We start from the raw sequence: 20,050 nt of genomic DNA, 5'->3' as shown, positions 1-20,050 counted from the left end.
TGATATTTATCACAAAAATAGAACTTTTTAACTCGATAAACAAAAAAAATTGTTATAATTTTGTAGTTCAATAATTTAGGGAGGTGAGCGAGAACTGTTTTCATTGTGGTCAAGGGATAGAAAAAGAGAGAATTTTGTTTGATGAAAAGACTTTCTGTTGCAATGGCTGTAAGTCTGTTTATGAAATTCTGAATATAAATAATTTAAGTAATTTCTATGAACTTAATAAAGGGGCAGGAATTCGTCCGAGCGATGAAAATTCTACCCTATTCGATTATTTAGACACTCCTGAAATTTTTGAAAAAGTTACTGATTTCTCTGAAGGAAATACCAGCCTTGTTACCTTCAAGATTCCTGTAATTCACTGTTCTTCTTGTATCTGGTTATTGGAAAGCCTTCATACCCTTAATCCTTATATTAAGTACTCTCAGGTTAACTTCACTAGAAAGACCTTACAGATTTCTTTCAACCATAAAGATCTAAAATTAAGCGAACTCGCTAATTTCTTAACAAATTTAGGATACAAACCTGTTATCAGCCTTGAAACTGCTGAAAAAAATGTTGATCATCTTGATAAATCACTTCTTGTAAAATTTGCAATTGCAGGTTTTGCTTTCGGGAACGGAATGTTTTTAGCATTTCCGGAATATGTAGGTGGTGAAGATTATTGGATGGAGCATTATAAAGGACTTTTCAGAGTTCTGATGTTCTTATTAGCATGTCCGGTTGTATTTTATTCCGCTTCAGACTATTACAAATCCGCCTGGTACGGATTAAAAAATAAAATCGTTAACATTGATGTTCCTATTGTATTAGGGATATTTGTTCTTTTCGGAAGAAGCATTTACGAAGTAGCAACAGATTACGGTCCGGGATATTTTGACACCCTTTGCGGACTTCTGTTCTTCATGTTGATGGGTAAACTATTCCAGAAAAGAACATACAGTGCTCTTTCTTATGACAGAGATTACAAATCATTCTACCCTATTGCTGTAACTAAGGTTGACTTCGAAGGAAAACAGGAAAACATCCTTCTTTCCGAAATAAAAGTTGGAGACAGAATTTTAGTTAGAAACCAGGAAATCATCCCAGTAGACGCTATTCTTATCAACGGAGAAGGAAACATAGATAACAGTTTTATTACCGGAGAAAGTGAAAGCATCAGCAAACAGCCTGGAGACAAAATTTTTGCCGGTGGTAAGCAGGTTGGATCTTCTCTGGAACTTGAGGTTATTAAAGATGTAGATCAAAGTTATCTTACTCAACTTTGGAATAAAGAAGCTTTCAAGAAACATGAAACAGGTCTTGACACGTTAACGAACAACATCAGTAAATATTTCACATTCATCATTTTAGGTATTGCACTTATATCTGGAATTTATTGGGCATTCATCGATTTAGAGAAAATGTTCCAGGTGATTTCCGCCATTCTGATTATTGCATGTCCGTGTGCACTAGCATTATCTGCACCGTTCACTTTCGGACACATTATGAGGATTTTAGGTAGAAATAAATTTTATGTAAAAGATACGTTAACGATTGAAAAAATCGCAAAATTAGATACGATCGTTTTTGATAAGACCGGAACTATTACCCACAGAAAAAAATCAAATATCAAATATCAGGGTTCTGAGATCAATGAATTCGATCAACTGAATATCAAAACCTTATTAAAGAACTCAAACCACCCTTTATCTAAGTCTCTTTATGAATTTATAGAGTTTAATGACAATTATTTCCCGGTTGAAGACTTCCAGGAAATTTCAGGAAAAGGATACGTGGCCAGCGTAAGAGGAAATGTTTACAAAATCGGCTCTGCCCGTTACAACAATCAGGAACCTAAAAACCTGGAAACCGCCGTTTACATTAGCAAAAATGGTGAATTCTTAGGAAAATTCATCTTTAAGAATGAGTACAGACCTAAGCTTAAAGACTTATTTAATAAACTTACCAACTACAAAATATTTATTCTGAGCGGAGATAATTCCTCAGAGGAAAACCAGCTTAAAGAGCTTATTCCAAACTACAAAGGAATGGCTTTCAACCAAAGCCCGGAAGACAAGCTGAACTACATCAAAAGCCTTCAGGATCAGCATATGAAAGTAGCTATGCTTGGTGATGGACTGAACGACGCGGGAGCACTAAAACAAAGTAATGTAGGAATTGCCATTGCGGATGACACCAACAGCTTTACGCCATCTTCTGACGTTATCATGAACGGTGATAAAGTAGTCACTTTAGACAACTATCTGAACGTCTGTAAAGGCTCCATCACCATTGTGAAAATGACATTTATAATCAGTTTTCTTTATAATATTGTTGGGTTAAGTTACGCAGTTACAGGACACATGCATCCGCTTTTCGCGGCTATCATCATGCCGGTAAGCTCTATCACGGTAGTTACCTTTACTACAGTTTCAACTTGGATACTGGGTCGAAAATACTTCAAAAAACGGGCTTAAACCCTCTTATTTAGACTGATTTTAAATTAGCTGAAATCGGCATTTCGTGATGAATGTCATTATTTTTCACTAAATTTGAACCCCGAAAATAGGTTAATTTTGTTGTCCAATGGATATTCTATATTTAATGATCGTCTGCAGTGTTTCTTTAGCTGCGATCTTCCTGGTCGTATTTATAGTGTATGCCAAAAAAGGGCAGTTTGAAGATGATGAATCTCCGGCTGTTAGAATTCTTTTCGATGATGAAGTCAAAGAAAAAAATGAAACTGGCAACAAGGATAAAGACGAAAAAGAAATAGGAGAAAATAATAAAAATTGAGAAAAATAGTGAATAGTTGATATGGAAACACAAAAGTTTAGTTATGACAATAGTATTGTCCGTGCGTTCCTCTATGCGACCATTATCTTTGGTTTCATAGGATTTACGTTCGGGCTTACGGCGGCATTAATGCTTTTCTACCCTGAATTACCTGAATTCTTATTCGGTACAGATGATACAACCATTAAAAGTTTGGCATCGGGTAATATTCAAGGGTTAATAAACACTCATGGAGCGTTTGGTTTTGGTAGAATCAGGATGTTGCACACCAATACCGTGATCTTTGCGTTCGTGTGTAATATTGTTTATGTAGGGGTATACTACTCTACGCAAAGATTATTGAAGACAAGAATGTACAGTGATACATTATCTTGGATTCACTTCTGGACATGGCAGTTTATGATCGTTGCTACGTTCATTACGTTCTTTATGGGTATTAATACTTCAAAAGAATATGCTGAACATGAGTGGCCGATCGATATTTTGATTGCGTTCTCATGGATCATTTTTGGAGCAAACATGATTCTCACTATTTCAAAGAGAAGAGTAAGACACCTTTATGTTGCTATTTGGTTCTATCTTGGAACTTGGGTAGCAGTAGCAATGCTTCACATCTTCAACAACCTTGAAGTTCCATTATCTTTCTCTGGCTGGAAGTCTTATTCTGCATATGCAGGAGCAAAAGATGCCATCGTACAATGGTGGTATGGTCACAATGCAGTAGCATTCGTATTGACAACTCCGGTTCTAGGTTTAATGTATTACTTCTTACCAAAAGCAGCAGACAGACCTGTATTCTCATATAAACTGTCTATTATTCACTTTTGGTCACTAATCTTCGTATATATCTGGGCTGGTCCTCACCACCTTCAGTATACCGCTCTACCAGCATGGGCACAAGCAGTAGGAACTGGTTTCTCTATCATGCTTATCGCACCATCTTGGGGAGGAATGTTAAATGGTCTTCTTACCTTAAGAGGAGCTTGGGATAAAGTAAGAGAAAATCCTATCCTTAAGTTCTTCGTAGTAGCTGTTACTTGTTATGGTATGGCAACATTTGAAGGACCGCTTTTAGCAACTAAAAACATCAACAAAATTGGTCACTTTACAGACTGGGTTATCGGTCACGTACACTTAGGTGCTCTTGGATGGAATGGTTTCATGGCATTCGGGGTTATCTATTACTTGGTACCAATTATGTGGAGAACTAAAATTTGGTCTGTAAAATTAGCTAACTGGCATTTCTGGTTAGGGACATTAGGAATCATTTTCTATGCAGTACCAATGTATATTTCAGGATTCACACAAGGATTAATGTGGAAACAATTCAACCCAGACGGAACATTATTATGGAAAAACTGGTTGGATACAGTAACTGCAATTATTCCTTACTTTAAAATGAGATTCTTAGGAGGGTTATTCTATATTTCTGGAGCTATCCTAATGATCGTTAACGTAATTGCTACTGTAAGAAAAGGATCATTCCAGAAAGAAGTTCCTGCTGAAGCACCTGCATTAGCAAATATCGGAAACAAACGTAAAGAAGGAGAAGGATTCCACCTTTGGTTAGAAAGAATGCCATTGCTTTTAACAGTATTGTCATTGTGTACTATTTCCATCGGAAGTATGGTAGAAATTATTCCTACTCTATCTCTTAAGAAAAGTGTACCTACCATTTCAGCAGTGAAGCCTTATTCTCCGCTTGAACTTGAAGGTAGAGATATTTATATTCGTGAAGGATGTAATGCTTGTCACTCTCAGATGATCAGACCGTTCAGAGATGAGATTACAAGATTTAACGGTAAAAACGGACAGTACTCTAAAGCAGGAGAATTCGTATACGACAGACCTTTCCTTTGGGGATCTAAGAGAACAGGACCGGATTTACATAGAGAAGGAGGTAAAAACCCAAGTTCTTGGCACTACAAGCACATGTATAACCCAAGATCTACATCTGCAGGTTCTATCATGCCTCGTTACCCTTGGTTAATTGCTACAGACTTAGACAGATCTAAGATGGTAGACAAGATTAAGCTAATGAAGAATACATTTGATGTACCTTATACAAAAGCTCAAATTGACTCAGCCAATACATGGGCAGATAACCAGGCAAAGAAAATTGTAAAAGATATCTTCTCTGAAGCAAATGACTTGAAAGAGGCTTATGCTAAGAAACCTCAGGGAGAATTAGAGAAAAAAGAAATTGTAGCTCTTATTTCTTACCTACAGAGATTAGGAACAGATATTAAAACAACTGAAATTAAAACAGCAAGTAATAACTAAAACATTAAAAGGTTAGTATGATTCCTCAGAACTTTAAAGATATATTATCCAATACAGAAAATGCTGGCTTCTACCAGACCCTGGCTCTGATTTTCTTTATGCTGTTCTTCGTAGCTCTGGTAATCTATGTTTTTAGCAAGCCTAAGAAATATTACAAAGAGGAAGAAGAAGCTCCGCTTGGAGAGGATGAAGACGACGATTTTAATTTAAAAAATTAAACTATTTTTTATGAAACAAAGAACACCTGTTGTTGTAAACATCTTGATAATAATCGGACTTTTAATAGTTTTTTATTATTTGTTTGTGCAGAGCTACGCGTTCCTAGCTTCGCCTTACTTCTGGGGAACTGTTGTTATTGGTAGTATCCTTGCCTTTATCCACAGTTCTATTGGAGATTTGATTGAAAACAACAAATTCAAAAAACTATCTCCGGAAGAGAAAGCGGCTTATTTAGCTGAAAAGAAAATTCCTTTCTTCAAAAGAATGTATGCAGCTGCCTTTAAAAAGCAATCTGATACAGAAGAAAAAGATATCCTTATTGACCACGGTTTCGATGGAATCATGGAGTTGGATAACCAATTACCAAAATGGTGGGTAGGTTTATTCTACTTTGGGACTGCTTTTTGTATTGTATATATTGCCGCATATTCATTTACAGATTTCGCTCACCCGTTAAGCGAGTATGAAAAAGAATATAAGGAGCAATTGGCAAGCATTGCAGCTTATGAAGCAAGCCAGCCGCCTGTAACTATTGAAACTGCTAAATATTCAGCAGATAATATTGCAGAAGGTAAAGAATTATTCAAAACAAACTGTGCATCTTGTCACAAAGAAGACGGTAGTGGAGGTATCGGTCCAAACTTAACGGATAACCACTGGATCAACATGCCAGAGAAGACGTTATTCAAAAACGTATTCCATATGGACTGGAATGGTTCTCCTACTAACCCTGCGATGAGAGCATTCGGTAAAAACGGAGAAGTTTCTGGAGCTGAAATTGAAAAGATTGCAGCGTATGTATATCACATCAACCAGGAATTACCACCAGTAACTCCGGCTCAAGGAGGAGCTGCTCCTCAAGGAACTGAAGCACACTGGGAAAAAGAATAATCTAAAAAATTAGAAACATATGAAAAAAACATAATTTGTTATTACCTTAAAAATAGTAACGAATTATGTTTTTTCTTTTTTAAATACATTACAATATGTCAGACATAGAAGAAATAGAAGTACGAGGCGGACAGGGACAGGTTCTGGACCCTGAAACTTACAGAGATTCTATCGGGACAATGGAGCAATCCGGTAAAAGAAGATGGGTATTTCCGAGAAAACCAAAAGGAAAATACACTAACTATAGAAACATTGTAAGTTATCTCTTATTAATTATTTATTTTTCATTACCATTCATCAAAATTAATGGTAATCCATTGTTATTATTCAATGTGATAGACAGAGAGTTTTTCATTTTTGGACAGCCTTTCTATCCACAGGACTTTTTTATCCTTACTTTAGGAGCCATCGCATCATTAATCTTTATTATCGTTTTTACGATTGCATTCGGAAGAATTTTCTGCGGGTGGATTTGCCCTCAGACAATTTTTATGGAATCTATCTTCCGTAAAATCGAATATCTGATTGAAGGTGACCGAAACAAGCAAATGAAGCTGGACAGACAAGAGTGGAACAGCGAGAAGATCTGGAAAAGAACTTTAAAATGGTTTGTTTACATTGTTATTTCATTAATCATTACTCACTTTATGTTCATGTATATTGTGGGCTATGAACAAGTAATCAAAATTGTGTCTGAAGGGCCATTTGCACATCCTACCAATTTTATCGTAATGATTCTCCTTGCTGCTGCATTTTACTTTGTATTTGCATGGTTCAGAGAGCAGGTATGTACATTGGTATGCCCATACGGTAGACTTCAGGGAGTATTAATTGATAAAGATACCATCAACGTTTTCTATGACTTCAAAAGAGGAGAAGGAAGATCAAAATGGAGAAAAGGAGAAGATAGAAAAGCAGCAGGAAAAGGAGATTGTATTGATTGTCATCAGTGCGTTGTAGTATGCCCTACCGGAATTGACATCAGAGACGGACAACAGCTGGAATGTATCAACTGTACAGCATGTATTGATGCCTGCGATGAAGTAATGGAAAAAGTAGGTCTTCCGAAAGGACTGGTAAGATATGCTTCTGAAAACGAAATTGAGAAAGAAACTCAGTTCAAATTTACCGGAAGAATGAAAGGGTTCAGTATCTTCTTATTCCTTCTGGTAGGATTCTTAGGCTATCTTCTTTACAGCCGTGGAGAAATGGAAGCTAAATTCATTAAACCTGCGGGAAGTACATTCTTCGTGAAAGAAGGAAAAATTATCAATACTTATAATTATACCTTCCTGAATAAAACCAATGAGAAGAAAATGGTTACCATCAAGGTAATGGCACCTGCTCACGGGGAGATTACTTATAGTGCTTCAAGTAAAATTCCTGTAGACAGGGATAAAATTTCAAAAGGGACCATTAATATCAGCTTCCCGGAAGATGAAATGAAGCTTTCTAAACAGAACATCACAATCGGAGTTTACGATATGAAGGGTAAACTTATCGATTCTTATCAAACATATTTTGAAGGACCATTCAAACTGCAATTTTAAATAGAAAAAATGAAGAACTTTAGTTGGGGACACGGTGTTGTAATTGCATTAGCAGCATTTATTATTTTTATATTATCCATGATGTTTCTATTCCCGAACGGGCAAAAGAACTCTGAAATGGTAACCGATAATTATTACGAAGAGGAATTACAGTATCAAGATGTAATTGATTCCAAGAAAAGAGCTGACGAACTTCAGGAAAAACCTGTATTCAGCCAGGACACTAATGGTATTAAAATCACTTTTCCAAAAGATAATACGCATTCAAATACTACGGTAAAATTTGTTTTAAACAGAACCGACGACCAGAATTTAGACATCAAAAAATCTGTAGATCTTGATGCCAACCACACTTTCATTATCCCTGCACAGGTATTAAAGATGGGTAATTATACCCTGAGATTAAGTTGGACTAAAGACAAAACAGACTATAGAATGGATTATGATGTGATATGGAAATAGGACTTATTGTATCGGCTATTGCCTTAGGCTTTGCTTCCGGTTTTCACTGTATCGGAATGTGTGGGCCTATTGCTTTATCGATGGGATTAACCAAAAAACAGGCGGCTAATTTTTATCTTCAAAATCTTACCTATCAGTTCGGAAGGATCTTCACCTATTCTTTATTAGGTGCACTTCTTGGGATTATAGGACAAGGATTTGAGATGGCCGGGTTTCAGAAGTATCTAACCATTACAGCCGGTGTTCTGCTTATTGTTATGGCCGTATTTTCATTTGGCGGAAAAGATTTTGCTTCAAAAATTCCTTTTCTATCTAAATTTTTATACTCTGTTAAATCCAATCTAGGACGCTTACTGCAAAAGGCAGATTACCGTTCGAGATTCTCAACTGGGATTCTCAATGGCTTTTTACCATGCGGAATGGTTTATATGGCTCTTACAGCAAGTCTTGCTGGCGGAGGAATATGGCAGGGAGCCTTATATATGGCCTTATTTGGTTTGGGAACCCTTCCATTCATGTTTGCTATCGTTCTGGCTGGAAATCTTATGAACCAGGCCTTCAGAACAAAGGTTTTAAAGGCAGTCCCTATCATTATGATTATTTTGGGCGGACTTTTTATCCTCAGAGGCTTAGAACTTGGTATTCCTTATGTTTCTCCAAAAGCCGAAGCGATGACTATTTCAAAAGATCCTAACGGAGCCGTTAACTGTCATTAATTAGAATTTATAGTATACCATGAAGAAAATAATCGTCTTATTTTTAATAAGTCTGTTTACTCTACAATCCTGCAGCATCAATACCGAAATAATCTATCATAAAGATTCAGCTACATCTATGATTACCGATGTAGATACCCGAGAGTTTATGGCAGAGATGCAAGCTATGACACCAGATTCATTAAAACAAGACAAGTTTAAGGAGATGGACAGATTCCCAACGGTGTGGACAAGCATGTATGATCTTCTAAAAAAAGAAGGAAAACTGAAAACGGAAAATCAGGACACGATCAGGATTATAAAAAAGGTTTTTGTAAAATCTACAAAAGAAGACAAGAAACCCGTCCCTATTGGATTTTCCTTTAAATTAGATCACATCACCCCTAATGATTATGAAGTTGTTAAGAATTTCAACAAAGACGATAAATTACCCTTTGATCAAAACATACTCAATACCTGGGATGGAAAAACATTAACCATTAATACAGATTTTTTCAATGCTAAAAATATTGAAGAAGTGCTTCGTTCCCAAGGATCAAAAGAAGAAACAGAAAATATGGAAGGTATGATGATGATGTTTCTCAAAAACATCGGAACTACCTTAAAGTTTGAAAACAAAATAAAATCTATCACCGGTAAACATGACTGGCTAAAACAGGTTGATGATTACTCTGTAAGAATAGAATATGATTTGAAAGCGATGAATGACAAAGATTCAAAATTGAAAAATGCTGATAAAAAGATCATCATTGTTACTGAATAAAATAACAAAAACCACTGAAGATTTCAGTGGTTTTTTATTTAAATAGAAACTTTATACCTTTTAGTTGATCAGATCAAACCTTGCGTATTCAGCAATTTTCTTAGGAAGTTTAATTCCTTCTGCAGTCTGATTGTTCTCCAATAGAGCAGCCATAATTCTTGGCAATGCCATTGCAGATCCGTTCAGCGTGTGTACTAACTGAGATTTTCCGTCTGCTTTGTAACGGCATTTCAATCTGTTAGCTTGGAATGTTTCAAAGTTTGAAACAGAACTTACTTCTAACCACATTTCCTGAGCAGCACTCCATACTTCGAAATCATAAGTCATTGCAGCAGCAAAGCCTGTATCTCCGCCACAAAGTCTTAATACTCTGAATGGAAGTTCAAGATCTGTAAGGATTTCCTTGATATGTTCTACCATTTCTTCTAAAACAGCATAAGAATTTTCTGGCTTTTCAATTCTTACAATCTCTACTTTCTCAAATTGATGAAGACGGTTCAGCCCTCTTACGTGAGCTCCATAACTTCCTGCTTCTCTTCTGTAGCATTGTGAGAAAGCTGTATTTTTAATCGGAAGATCTCTTTCATCTAATAATACATCACGATAAAGGTTTGTTACAGGAACTTCTGCTGTAGGGATCAGATATAGATTATCTTCATTGATATAATACATCTGCCCTTCTTTATCAGGTAGCTGTCCTGTTCCATAACCAGAAGCTTCATTCACTACGTGAGGCGGATTTACTTCTGTATATCCTTTTTCAACGTTTTTATCAAGGAAATACTGAACTAAAGCTCTTTGTAATCTTGCTCCTTTTCCTAAATAAACAGGGAAACCTGCTCCTGCGATTTTTACTCCTAATTCAAAATCAATAAGGTTATATTTTTTAGCAAGCTCCCAGTGAGGGATAGCTCCTTCACCAAGACCTTCCACAGTGTGAGACTGGAAAATATTTTCGTTATCCTCAGCAGAAGCTCCGTTTTTTACCAATTCGTTTGGAATGTTTGGAAGCTGATACAGAATGTTTAATAATTCAGTTTCTTTTACTTCCAGCTGAGATTTCAATTCTGAACTCGACTCTTTGTATTGTGCTGTTTTAGATTTTGCTGATTCCGCTTCTTCTTTCTTTCCTTCCTTCATTAAAAGTCCAATTTCCTTGGAGATTTTATTGATCTCGGAAAGCTGGGAATCTAATTCAAATTGGATTCTTTTTCTTTCATCGTCAGTAGCAATAGCTTCGTCTACCAACTCAAGATTCTTGAATTGTCTTTTTTGAAGACCTTCTAAAACGCGTTCTTTATTGTCGCGTAAAAAATTGACTTGTAACATTTTATTTAGATGTTAAATATTAAATTTAGCCTAATATAAGCTAATCATTTTACAAATTTAGAATTATTTTGTGACAGTTACGTTATTTATGGAATTGGGCGCTCCCGATTCTTTTGAAAATACGGATTTTGTATTATATAAAACCTCAGAAACCTGAAATAATTCCGGTGTCTTTCTATAATGGATTTCAAGAATATCTGTAACCGACTGAGTAGTATTATTAACAGTCTTATTTAAGGTAACTGCCATCTTTGAATAATAATTGATACCTGCAGAATCAAATTTCTTTCTTTTCGCTCCTGCAATATACTCTATATAAAAAACAGAGTCCTGTCTCATTCTTAGAGGAATGGTAGTAACTGGAGAGTTGTCTCTGTCTCCTAACATATCATTTACTGAAAAACTCGTAAAAGATCCACTTTTTTTAGCATTCAGTAGATCCGGATTGGTTTCAGACTTCATATAGATATTTAGAATCTGATCAATTCTTTGTAAAGAATCGTCATCACTTCCGCAGCTAATAACCACACCGCTTAATAATAAGATATAAAGAAAGATATTTTTCATTCCAGCAAAGATAAAAAGATTTTGCTATTAAGGCAGTTTCCTTAAGTAGGAAAAGAAAAAAAACAGAAAGCCCAAACCTGAAATAAGCAGTGTTGCTGTCATTGCAATTCCCATCCCAATAGCTCCATAAGCAGGAACCAATAGATAAGCAAGTACTGCCAGAAATATAAGTGAACCCGTGCTTAGCCAGGTATTAATTTCTACTTTCCCTACCGCAGGCAAAAGGTTTCCATATAAATTTCTGGTTAGCATTCCCAATGTAAAACCTACTGATAAAATCATAAATAATGTTGTATTCTCCACATATGATTCTCCAAAGAAGAAAATGATAATGTACTTTTTGAACAGATAAAAGAAAAGTAGGATACCCAGGCAAATGGGAATGAAAAATTTATTAAAATTCATCACATAGGACTGCAGAAACTTTTTATCCTTAAAGTTTTTTGAAAGAACCGGGAAGTCACTCTGCAGAAAACTGGTCGCTAAAAAAATAATATTTGAAGGAATCAGAATTGCAGTCCTGTAATTGGCAACGGCATTTTCATTCATCATAAAACCAAGTAACAGGATATCCAAAGAATAAAGAGCATCTGAAGTAAGGGATGTAAGAGCTGTAAAGATCCCGTATCTCCACATCTCTTTATAATTTTGAAGTCTGAATGCACGATGTGCATATATATCTTTTTTTAGCCACAATAAGGACAAATATGGGGTTATACTGATGGCTATAAGATAGCCGTAAAACTTAAAGAAATAAGTAAGAACCAATACCAGCAACAGCCCGCCGATATTCACTACATTATTAATTCTAGCAAATATCTGATTACTGCCTGTAATTCTATAAAAAACCTGAATATGATTTAGAAAGTAAAATCCTCCAAGTCTTACAGCGCAGGCAATAAAAATAATAAAGATATCTTCATATTTATGAAAATAGAAGATAGATGCACTCAAAAACAAGATAATAAGAATCAATTCAAAAAGAATTCCTTTGAAAAAAAAGTAAGATGAGATTTTCAATTTTTCTTCTTTATCTGATGATATAGATCCGAAACGCATTAGACTCTGGCTGCTTCCAAAACCTGTAAATGGAGCAAAAATAGTGAGCACAGAAAGAACAATACTTAAAACCCCAAACTCATTTTCTGGCAACAATCTTATAATCAGTAAAGATCCTAGAAAACTACTGATTTTAGCAATAAGAAATGAAAAGAAAACATGATGTCCACTATTACTAAAAAAATTTCTTAAAAAATCTTTCAGGCTTTTCACGAGATATTGTTTTTAGAAAGAACTTCATTATAAATTTCGGTAAACTGCTTAGCAATAGCCTTTCGGGAATATTTATCCACACAAAAATCCCTGATCTCTGCTTCATTTTTAAAGGTATATTCCTGTTTGCAGATTTTCTCCAAAACCTTATAAAGCTGATCTGTATTGTCTTTTTCAATTCCTATTCCCTGCCCATCTATAATAAACTCTGCTGCACCTCCCACCATCGTTGAGATCACAGGTTTCCCACAGGCATAAGATTCCAGAATAACACATCCTTGGGTCTCATTTTCACTGAATAAGATAAAATAATCTGAATTTTGCATTTTTTCAGCAACTTCAGCATAACTTATGGCATCGAAAACTTGTATATATTCTTCTGCAGATAGTTTTTTAACCAAAGCCAGCAAAGATTCAGAGTCTCCATCTCCTCCTATTTCCAGTCTTACCGGATATCCGTTTTGATGCAACAGATAAATGGCGTTAATGATATCTTTAGGTCTTTTACGAAGAATCAAACTTGATACATGGAGAAACTTCACATGATTTGATGCCTCAATTCTAGGTTTAACGGTAAAAACATCAGTATCTACCACATTCGATATAACTTTCATCGGTGTGGTGATTCCTAACTCTTTCAAGCTATCTTTTAGATTGTGGCTCACCGGTAAAATATATCCGGCATGTTTTGCAATATATTTTGCAATCCGTTTAATATTACCTGATGTTCGGGAAAGATTCTGCTTTTGCAAAGCCGTCCAGTGCTCTGTAACTACAAATGGAATTTTAAATTTCTTTTTCAGATAAACGGCAAACAACATATTGTTATGCAAAACATTAGCATGAACAAGATCCGGTGTATTCAGTTTGGCAAATCCATTAAAATAGGCTTTCATTCTTCTTAAAAAGTTCTGAACCGGATTTTTTGAATTTTTATAATAAATGATTAAGGTTCTGATGCCATTAATCATTCTGTCATCATAAACATAGAGTTCTTCCTGCTCAAAATTACCTATAGCGTGCAGTATTTCAACATCACACGATAATGAAACGGCTTCCGCGTGCCGCTGTACAAAATTGCCGTTGGTAGGCTCTAATGCATTAGGAAACCATGACGAGATGAAGAGTATCTTTTTTCTTTTCAAAATGTTATTAAGTTGTATCTCTGTGTTTGGCTATTAATGCAAACCACATCAAAGCAAAACAATGGTTAAAGGTAATGAATTTCCCTCTTTTATAAGAACTGTTCAGAATATCACAATGTCCAGATTTCTGGGCATAAAAAAAGGACGATATACATCATCCTTATGTTATTATTGGTTATAAAACACTTAACTGATCCCTCCAGCCCAGCTTTTCTCCAGTGGAAGAAGAAAATGGCTTAAAAAATCAAGATAAGTATTTTTAGAAAAGTCAAAAACTTCAATGTCTTTAGACAATTCACCGTTTCTCAATTTGTTCTTGAAATCAAGAAGTTTTAATGTTTTCACTTCTCCGTTTTCTACAAAGCTGGCTTTCATCCTGTCAAATAATCCCAACTGATACTCTTCATCAATCTCTCTCATCACCTTTCCTAAAGCATCAATACTGCATCCTGAAGCCATTTCTTTTTCTTCATCAACACATACGATAATGAATTGATTTTTTTCAATTTTAAAGGATGAAGAAAGTGGTTTTCCATGAGCAGCCCAACCAGCCAGGAAATCAAATAGTTTTTCTGTGATGGCCTTTGCTTCTTTAGTTTCAAATGGTCTTGAAGCCGGATATATAATGACTCTGTAGTCGTTTGTTTCTACAACGTTTGATTCTTCAATTTTCATATCTAATCAATTTAGGGGATAAAATTACGATTTTTTCTTCAGACAGAATGTGACTTATATCCTGTAAATAGATTATTCTCCGTTAAAGACATTCAAATACAGCATTGTAAGAGTTCTCATTCCTGCTTAATACTTTTGTCTGGGAATAGCCCTTATCAAGAAGTAAACGGATCAGTTCTTCTTCACTGTGATCCGAGTTTTTCAGTGCAATATTGTTTATTTCTATGATAATTTTAGGTTGATAATGAGTAAGGATTTCCTGCATTCCTTGTAAAGCTGAAAACTCACCACCTTCAATATCTATTTTAATAAGATCAATCTTAACAAGCTGTTGATTTTTCACATAATCATCCAGAATAATACTTTTCACCTTTTCTTTTGCCGTAAAATTCTCAAGATAAGATGAAGCCATTCCTACATTTCCATAACTTTCATTGTATAAAATTTCAATATAGTTATTGTTATCCGAAACAGCCTGATGCTCCAGGGTTACATTGTTGAAATGATTAATAGAAAGATGTTGAGAAAACTTCTCATAATTAGGTTTAAAGGCTTCAAAAGCGTACACTTTTCCCTCTTTTCCAACAATTTGAGAGGCATTTAATGAAAATATCCCGATATTTCCTCCTATATCTATAAAAGTATCTCCATCCTGTAAAACCGAATACAGATAATCTATCTCATTCTTTTCATAGTCTCCTACAAAATAAAGCTGTTGTTGAATCCAGTCACCAAGATCTAAATTAAGTTGGATGGAACCTCTGTAAACAATATTTTTCTTTACTCCATCAAAAGGATGATATGGGTTGAAAATATACTTGTGAAAAGTAAAATACTTCTGTCTGAAAAAGGGGATGCTTAAAATAATTTTAAAAAATGAAGCTAGAAGACTTCTCATACTAGTTTTATCTGCCCGCAATATACAGCATTTCCGAATAAAAAATGGGATTATTCCTGAACTTTATAATTTGGTATTATTCAGATTATTTTTACAGAAAATGCTACCCAATAGCAACTTTATTTCCTTTTGTTGAAGATGAAATCACACAATTCCAGAGAGTTTAACATTGTTATACTTTCTACTTACTACATAAAGGATCATAATGAAAAGTGGGAAAATAAACGGGAAGAAAAGCCTTAAGTCTGCCGATTGGGGAAAGAAAAAGAATTTGATGTACACATTTACAAGAAAAAGAACCGAAACCATTCTTACCCAAGCCTCTTTCGACATCCAAAAAATCGCTCCCGTAATAATGAGAACAGACAATGTAACTTTTTTAAAAACAATAATTTTATTGTAAATAACCTGTAAATAAGTAGATAAGCTCACATGAGCCGTTTTTGCCGAGATAATAGGCCTTCTCTCAATAAATGAGTCATAAAAAAGATCAACCCAGCCTGGATAATTATAAAACTTCATAATGAATAGATACATTGAGAAGATCACAATGCCTTGTAGCATAAGAGCAACACGAATTTTCTTTTCTGTACAATAATCAAATAAGAAAATAGCACCAAGGTAGGTTAGGGCAAAAGTAATATAGTCCGGACGTATAAAGGTCATGGCCACAAGAAGCAAGAACATGCTCCATTGGCTCCATTTTTTTATTAATCCTATCGCAAAAATTAAGATAAACAGAAAGATAAGCATATCCGGAGTAGATTCCCCCGACATAAAAGTAACGGTTGGCATCAACATAATCCCAGATGTCAAAAGAACTGTAAGTATGTACTTTTCCGGAAACAGGATTTTTAAGATATAAAAGATTAATAACCCTGAAATAAAGTAAGAAATAAGGCCGATAAACAACACGGACATTGGTGGTGAAAATCCCAACTTATAAAAAAAAGTAATCACAAGGATATACCCTATCTTTATCTGAAAATAAGGTAACTGTTCTGTGAAAGACTGTGTATTTTTCGCAAAATATTGTCTGGTTGTAGCCGAGGGTTTAATCCCTATAAGGTTATTATACTGCTCTACAGGGGCCTCTTTTTTTATGGATGAGTATGTAAGTTCACGAACCTTATCCGGTGAATCTGGAAATTCAGTTGTGAACATACTCCCCAGGTATCCCGGCATATCCCAATCATATACTCTGTTGTTATAATTCCGGTAGGTTAGAAACGCTAGTATGGATATTATAAACAAAAAGGAGATGCCCCATTTAACCTTCATACTACAATATTACAGTCATGTGACTGGCAAGATTATAAATCATCTGCTTCAGCAAGAAGCTCAACGATATCTTTTACTGCAACTTCAGTATTTTTATTGAAATGCTTTACCCCATCCGTCATCATTGTATTACAGAATGGGCATCCTGTAGCAATTACTTTAGGTTCAAAAGATAAAGCTTCTTCTGTTCTTTCGATATTGATGTCTTTGTTCCCTTTTTCAGGCTCTTTAAACATCTGTGCACCTCCAGCTCCACAACAAAGACCGTTTGTTTTGCAGCGCTTCATTTCTACAAGCTCAGCATCAAGCTTTTCAAGCAACATTCTTGGTGCTTCATATTCATCATTGGCACGTCCCAGATAACAAGGATCATGGAAGGTAATTTTTTTACCTTTGAATGCTCCACCTTCAATTTTCAATCTTCCTTCTTCCATTAAGGTTTTTAGGAATTGAGTGTGGTGAACTACATCAAAGTGACCTCCAAGGCTTGGATATTCATTTTTAAGGGTATTGAAACAGTGTGGGCATGCTGTTACAATTTTCTTCACTTCGTAAGCATTTAGGACTTCAATATTGGTGAGGGCCATCATCTGAAAAACAAATTCGTTTCCGGCTCTTTTCGCAGGATCTCCGGTACAGCTTTCTTCCTGTCCCAGCACTGCAAATTCTACCCCTATTTTATTCAATATCTTACAAAATGCTTTTGTAATTTTTTTGGCACGGTCATCAAAACTGCCCGCACATCCAACCCAAAATAAAACTTCCGGTGCTTTTCCTTCGGCAGCATATTCTGCCATTGTTTTTATATTGAAATCCATTTCTTTTTCAATTTGAAAATGTGAGAATTTGGAAATTTGAAAATTAGCTAGCTTTAATCAATTTTCAAATCTTCAAATCGATTAGTTTTTAATTTTCTGAAGCCCAGTTCAGACGGTCAGCCTGGTTATACTGCCAAGGAGCAGCGTTGTTCTCCACATTCGTCATCATCAGGTTCAGTTCCTGCGGAGCAGCTGACTGTTCCATTACCAGGAATCTTCTCATTTCGAAGATAATAGAAAGCGGATCTAACAATACCGGACAAGCATCTGTACATGCATTACATGTAGTACAAGCCCAAAGTTCTTCCTTAGAGATATAGTCGTTCAACAGCTTTTTGCCGTCGTCTACAAACTTTCCGTTTTTGTCGATGTTTTTTCCAACCTCTTCCAATCGGTCTCTGGTCTTCATTAAGATCAATCTTGGAGACAGCTTTTTCCCTGTAATATTGGCAGGGCAAACAGAAGTACAACGTCCACATTCTGTACAAGAATAGGCATTCAGTAATTGTACCTGATTAAGATCAAATATATCTTCAGCTCCAAACTTAGACGGCACATCTGCTTCAGCTCCTTCTGCTGGTGCAGCATAAGGATCTGCATTAGGGTCCATCATTAACTTGATTTCTTTTGTTACAGAATCAAGGTTATTGAATTTTCCTTTTTTATCAAGATTCGCATACCAAGTACTTGGGAACGCTAAAATAATGTGTAAATGCTTTGAATAATACAGATAGTTCATGAAAAACAGAATTCCTACAAAGTGGAACCACCAAGCTCCTTTTTCTGTAAAATGCAAGAATCCATCCCCAAAACCACTGAAAATAGGCCCTAAAATAGTAGAACTAATCGGAAAACTACCCAATGCAGGCACTATTCCTCTTTGTTGCAGTACCCAATCAGCAGCATTCATTTTAAAGAAAGCCATCATTAATGCAAATTCAATGATCAGAATCCAGTTGGCATCCTGTTTTGGCCATCCGAAAAGCTCTTTCATGGTTAATCTCTTCACTCCATAAAAATTTCTTCTGATGAAGAATACCACCACTCCTATCACAACAAGAAGAGCAAGAATTTCTAATGTCGCCGTAAAGAAACTATAGAATCCGTTTCCAAAGACTGAAGCCAGGAAACGATGTGTTCCAAATAGTCCATCAACAATAATTTCAATAAGTTCTATATTGATAATAACAAACCCTACATACACGAAAAGGTGTAAGACACCGGCAACAGGACGTTTTACCATCTTGCTTTGTCCCATAGCCACTCTAGCCATGGTACTCCAGCGTTCAGATTTTCTGTCATTTCTGTTGATCTCGTGACCAAGTCTGATATTTCTATAGATCTTCAGCAGGCTTTTGGCAAACAGTCCAAATCCCGCCACTAATAAAATCAGGAAAATAATGTTATCGATGTACTGCATAAGGCGTATTAGTCTTTATTGTTTTTACCGAAAACTGAGAAATTAATATATCTCTTAGGGTTAGCTTTCATATCTTCAATCAATGAATTCAAATTAGAAGATGCTGAATTCAGGTTGTTGTATAATTTATCATCCTTCATCAGCTTTCCTAAGCTTCCCTCTCCTTTGTCTATTCCACCAATCACCTGATTCAGTTTTCCTACAGTAGCATCCAGATTAGCAATTGTTGCATTTAATTGCTTCGTATCAATACTTTGTGCAAGATTTCCGTATTTATCCAATGTTGTCTTTCCACTTTGCATGGTAAGGCTTGCATCATCCAATACTTTCTGCAGTTTAGGATCATTATGACCAACAAGGCTGTTTACACTTCCTGCGGTAGTTTCCAATGCTCCTACTGTCTTATTAAGGTTAGATAATAACAATTTGATTTCGGCTCTGTTCTGAGCATCTACAAGCTGGTTGGCATTGGCCATTAAAGAGTCTACTCTATGTAAAACAACCTGTAACTGATCTTTTACCGGACCTACCTGAGAAGATAAACTTCCCATCATTCCCAGTTTAAAGGCTCCTTTCAAGGTATCTCCATCTTTTGCAGTAACTCCACCGTAAACCAGATTTACTCTCATTTCTTTACCGGACATTAATCCCGGTTCGAAAATCTCCAGTGATGAATTTTTTGAAAATTCGAATTTGTTATCAATTGTAATTTTTACAACAAAACTGATTTTACCATCCTTTGCTGTCTGAGGAATGATCTTATCAACCTGGCCTACTTTAAGACCATTAATAGAGACTGCTGAAGATTGCGCAAGGCCTTCTACATTGTCATATTTTGCGTAAAAGATATTGTCGGTAGTAAAAAGGCTCTTCCCTTTCATAAATTGAAACAACACCACAAAGCCTACGATAGCTAGAAGTGCAATCACACCCGCTTTTAATTCTTTACTGAACTTCACTTGCTAATTTTTTTCTAATAA

The 20,050-nt window shown here is 35.6% G+C and carries 19 protein-coding genes; 9 read left to right on the top strand and 10 right to left on the bottom strand.

Going from position 1 to position 20,050, the window contains the following annotated elements; genetic code table 11:
• The first annotated feature begins 83 nt into the window (after positions 1 to 83).
• From BLS98_RS20750 to BLS98_RS20710, 9 genes are all read left to right on the top strand, one after another.
• Positions 84 to 2,462 carry a heavy metal translocating P-type ATPase gene (locus BLS98_RS20750; RefSeq protein WP_089739061.1) on the top strand — a complete coding sequence of 793 codons (2,379 nt, stop codon included), beginning with the start codon at positions 84 to 86 and terminating at the stop codon, positions 2,460 to 2,462.
• 109 nt (positions 2,463 to 2,571) lie between these two features.
• Entirely contained in the window at positions 2,572 to 2,781 is a 210-nt protein-coding gene (gene ccoS / locus BLS98_RS20745) for a cbb3-type cytochrome oxidase assembly protein CcoS (RefSeq protein ID WP_089739059.1), read from the top strand.
• Positions 2,782 to 2,802: 21 nt separating this feature from the next.
• Positions 2,803 to 5,064 (top strand): cytochrome-c oxidase, cbb3-type subunit I, encoded by a 2,262-nt coding sequence (gene ccoN / locus BLS98_RS20740; protein WP_089739057.1) that lies wholly within the window; start codon positions 2,803 to 2,805, stop codon positions 5,062 to 5,064.
• Between the two features lie 17 nt (positions 5,065 to 5,081).
• Positions 5,082 to 5,282 carry a cbb3-type cytochrome oxidase subunit 3 gene (locus BLS98_RS20735; RefSeq protein WP_045501410.1) on the top strand — a complete coding sequence of 67 codons (201 nt, stop codon included), beginning with the start codon at positions 5,082 to 5,084 and terminating at the stop codon, positions 5,280 to 5,282.
• Positions 5,283 to 5,292: 10 nt separating this feature from the next.
• The gene (locus BLS98_RS20730; RefSeq protein ID WP_089739055.1) at positions 5,293 to 6,174 is read left to right on the top strand and encodes a cbb3-type cytochrome c oxidase N-terminal domain-containing protein; all 882 of its coding nucleotides are present in this window, start codon (positions 5,293 to 5,295) and stop codon (positions 6,172 to 6,174) included.
• A 95-nt stretch (positions 6,175 to 6,269) separates the two neighbouring features.
• A complete protein-coding gene (ccoG, locus tag BLS98_RS20725) occupies positions 6,270 to 7,724 on the top strand; it encodes a cytochrome c oxidase accessory protein CcoG (protein WP_089739053.1) in 1,455 nt (484 codons plus the stop codon).
• 9 nt (positions 7,725 to 7,733) lie between these two features.
• Positions 7,734 to 8,186, top strand: coding sequence for a FixH family protein (locus BLS98_RS20720; RefSeq protein ID WP_089739051.1), 453 nt, complete (start codon positions 7,734 to 7,736; stop codon positions 8,184 to 8,186).
• Positions 8,177 to 8,902 carry a sulfite exporter TauE/SafE family protein gene (locus tag BLS98_RS20715; protein WP_089739049.1) on the top strand — a complete coding sequence of 242 codons (726 nt, stop codon included), beginning with the start codon at positions 8,177 to 8,179 and terminating at the stop codon, positions 8,900 to 8,902. Before BLS98_RS20720 ends, BLS98_RS20715 begins: the two co-directional genes overlap by 10 nt.
• A gap of 19 nt (positions 8,903 to 8,921) precedes the next feature.
• A complete protein-coding gene (locus BLS98_RS20710; RefSeq protein WP_089739047.1) occupies positions 8,922 to 9,665 on the top strand; it encodes a hypothetical protein in 744 nt (247 codons plus the stop codon).
• Positions 9,666 to 9,725: 60 nt separating this feature from the next.
• Here the strand turns inward: BLS98_RS20710 and serS are convergent, their stop codons facing one another.
• The 10 genes from serS to BLS98_RS20660 form a co-directional block, all read right to left on the bottom strand.
• Positions 9,726 to 10,994, bottom strand: a complete 1,269-nt coding sequence (serS, locus tag BLS98_RS20705; protein WP_089739045.1) for a serine--tRNA ligase — start codon at positions 10,992 to 10,994, stop codon at positions 9,726 to 9,728.
• Positions 10,995 to 11,057: 63 nt separating this feature from the next.
• On the bottom strand, positions 11,058 to 11,561 hold the full coding sequence (locus BLS98_RS20700; RefSeq protein ID WP_089739043.1) for a hypothetical protein: 504 nt from the start codon (positions 11,559 to 11,561) through the stop codon (positions 11,058 to 11,060).
• Between the two features lie 27 nt (positions 11,562 to 11,588).
• The gene (locus BLS98_RS20695; RefSeq protein WP_089739041.1) at positions 11,589 to 12,833 is read right to left on the bottom strand and encodes an oligosaccharide flippase family protein; all 1,245 of its coding nucleotides are present in this window, start codon (positions 12,831 to 12,833) and stop codon (positions 11,589 to 11,591) included.
• On the bottom strand, positions 12,830 to 13,978 hold the full coding sequence (locus tag BLS98_RS20690) for a glycosyltransferase (protein WP_139166165.1): 1,149 nt from the start codon (positions 13,976 to 13,978) through the stop codon (positions 12,830 to 12,832). Before BLS98_RS20690 ends, BLS98_RS20695 begins: the two co-directional genes overlap by 4 nt.
• Before the next feature lie 186 nt (positions 13,979 to 14,164).
• Complete coding sequence (locus BLS98_RS20685) at positions 14,165 to 14,653, bottom strand: hypothetical protein (protein ID WP_089739037.1); 489 nt, start codon at positions 14,651 to 14,653, stop codon at positions 14,165 to 14,167.
• Positions 14,654 to 14,735: 82 nt separating this feature from the next.
• Positions 14,736 to 15,551 (bottom strand): FkbM family methyltransferase, encoded by an 816-nt coding sequence (locus BLS98_RS20680; RefSeq protein WP_089739035.1) that lies wholly within the window; start codon positions 15,549 to 15,551, stop codon positions 14,736 to 14,738.
• 144 nt (positions 15,552 to 15,695) lie between these two features.
• Entirely contained in the window at positions 15,696 to 16,832 is a 1,137-nt protein-coding gene (locus tag BLS98_RS20675) for a hypothetical protein (RefSeq protein ID WP_139166164.1), read from the bottom strand.
• A gap of 32 nt (positions 16,833 to 16,864) precedes the next feature.
• Positions 16,865 to 17,650, bottom strand: a complete 786-nt coding sequence (locus BLS98_RS20670; RefSeq protein ID WP_089739031.1) for a (Fe-S)-binding protein — start codon at positions 17,648 to 17,650, stop codon at positions 16,865 to 16,867.
• Between the two features lie 88 nt (positions 17,651 to 17,738).
• Complete coding sequence (locus BLS98_RS20665) at positions 17,739 to 19,070, bottom strand: 4Fe-4S dicluster domain-containing protein (RefSeq protein ID WP_089739029.1); 1,332 nt, start codon at positions 19,068 to 19,070, stop codon at positions 17,739 to 17,741.
• An 8-nt stretch (positions 19,071 to 19,078) separates the two neighbouring features.
• Positions 19,079 to 20,029: an MlaD family protein gene (locus tag BLS98_RS20660; protein WP_089739027.1), complete on the bottom strand. Its 951-nt coding sequence runs from the start codon at positions 20,027 to 20,029 to the stop codon at positions 19,079 to 19,081.
• Positions 20,030 to 20,050: the final 21 nt, after the last annotated feature.

This window comes from Chryseobacterium jejuense (genome assembly GCF_900100075.1).
Classification (GTDB): Bacteria; Bacteroidota; Bacteroidia; order Flavobacteriales; family Weeksellaceae; genus Chryseobacterium; species Chryseobacterium jejuense.
Note: the sequence above shows the minus strand (reverse complement) of the source record. Positions and strands in the feature narration are given on the sequence as shown.

Coding starts and splice junctions, on each gene's coding strand:
- BLS98_RS20720 (WP_089739051.1), top strand. CDS start 7,734: ATGAAGAACTTTAGTTGGGGACACGGTGTTGTAATTGCATTAGCAGCA.
- ccoS (WP_089739059.1), top strand. CDS start 2,572: ATGGATATTCTATATTTAATGATCGTCTGCAGTGTTTCTTTAGCTGCG.
- BLS98_RS20735 (WP_045501410.1), top strand. CDS start 5,082: ATGATTCCTCAGAACTTTAAAGATATATTATCCAATACAGAAAATGCT.
- ccoN (WP_089739057.1), top strand. CDS start 2,803: ATGGAAACACAAAAGTTTAGTTATGACAATAGTATTGTCCGTGCGTTC.
- serS (WP_089739045.1), bottom strand. CDS start 10,994: ATGTTACAAGTCAATTTTTTACGCGACAATAAAGAACGCGTTTTAGAA.
- BLS98_RS20670 (WP_089739031.1), bottom strand. CDS start 17,650: ATGGATTTCAATATAAAAACAATGGCAGAATATGCTGCCGAAGGAAAA.
- ccoG (WP_089739053.1), top strand. CDS start 6,270: ATGTCAGACATAGAAGAAATAGAAGTACGAGGCGGACAGGGACAGGTT.
- BLS98_RS20685 (WP_089739037.1), bottom strand. CDS start 14,653: ATGAAAATTGAAGAATCAAACGTTGTAGAAACAAACGACTACAGAGTC.
- BLS98_RS20715 (WP_089739049.1), top strand. CDS start 8,177: ATGGAAATAGGACTTATTGTATCGGCTATTGCCTTAGGCTTTGCTTCC.
- BLS98_RS20665 (WP_089739029.1), bottom strand. CDS start 19,070: ATGCAGTACATCGATAACATTATTTTCCTGATTTTATTAGTGGCGGGA.
- BLS98_RS20700 (WP_089739043.1), bottom strand. CDS start 11,561: ATGAAAAATATCTTTCTTTATATCTTATTATTAAGCGGTGTGGTTATT.
- BLS98_RS20710 (WP_089739047.1), top strand. CDS start 8,922: ATGAAGAAAATAATCGTCTTATTTTTAATAAGTCTGTTTACTCTACAA.
- BLS98_RS20675 (WP_139166164.1), bottom strand. CDS start 16,832: ATGAAGGTTAAATGGGGCATCTCCTTTTTGTTTATAATATCCATACTA.
- BLS98_RS20730 (WP_089739055.1), top strand. CDS start 5,293: ATGAAACAAAGAACACCTGTTGTTGTAAACATCTTGATAATAATCGGA.
- BLS98_RS20680 (WP_089739035.1), bottom strand. CDS start 15,551: ATGAGAAGTCTTCTAGCTTCATTTTTTAAAATTATTTTAAGCATCCCC.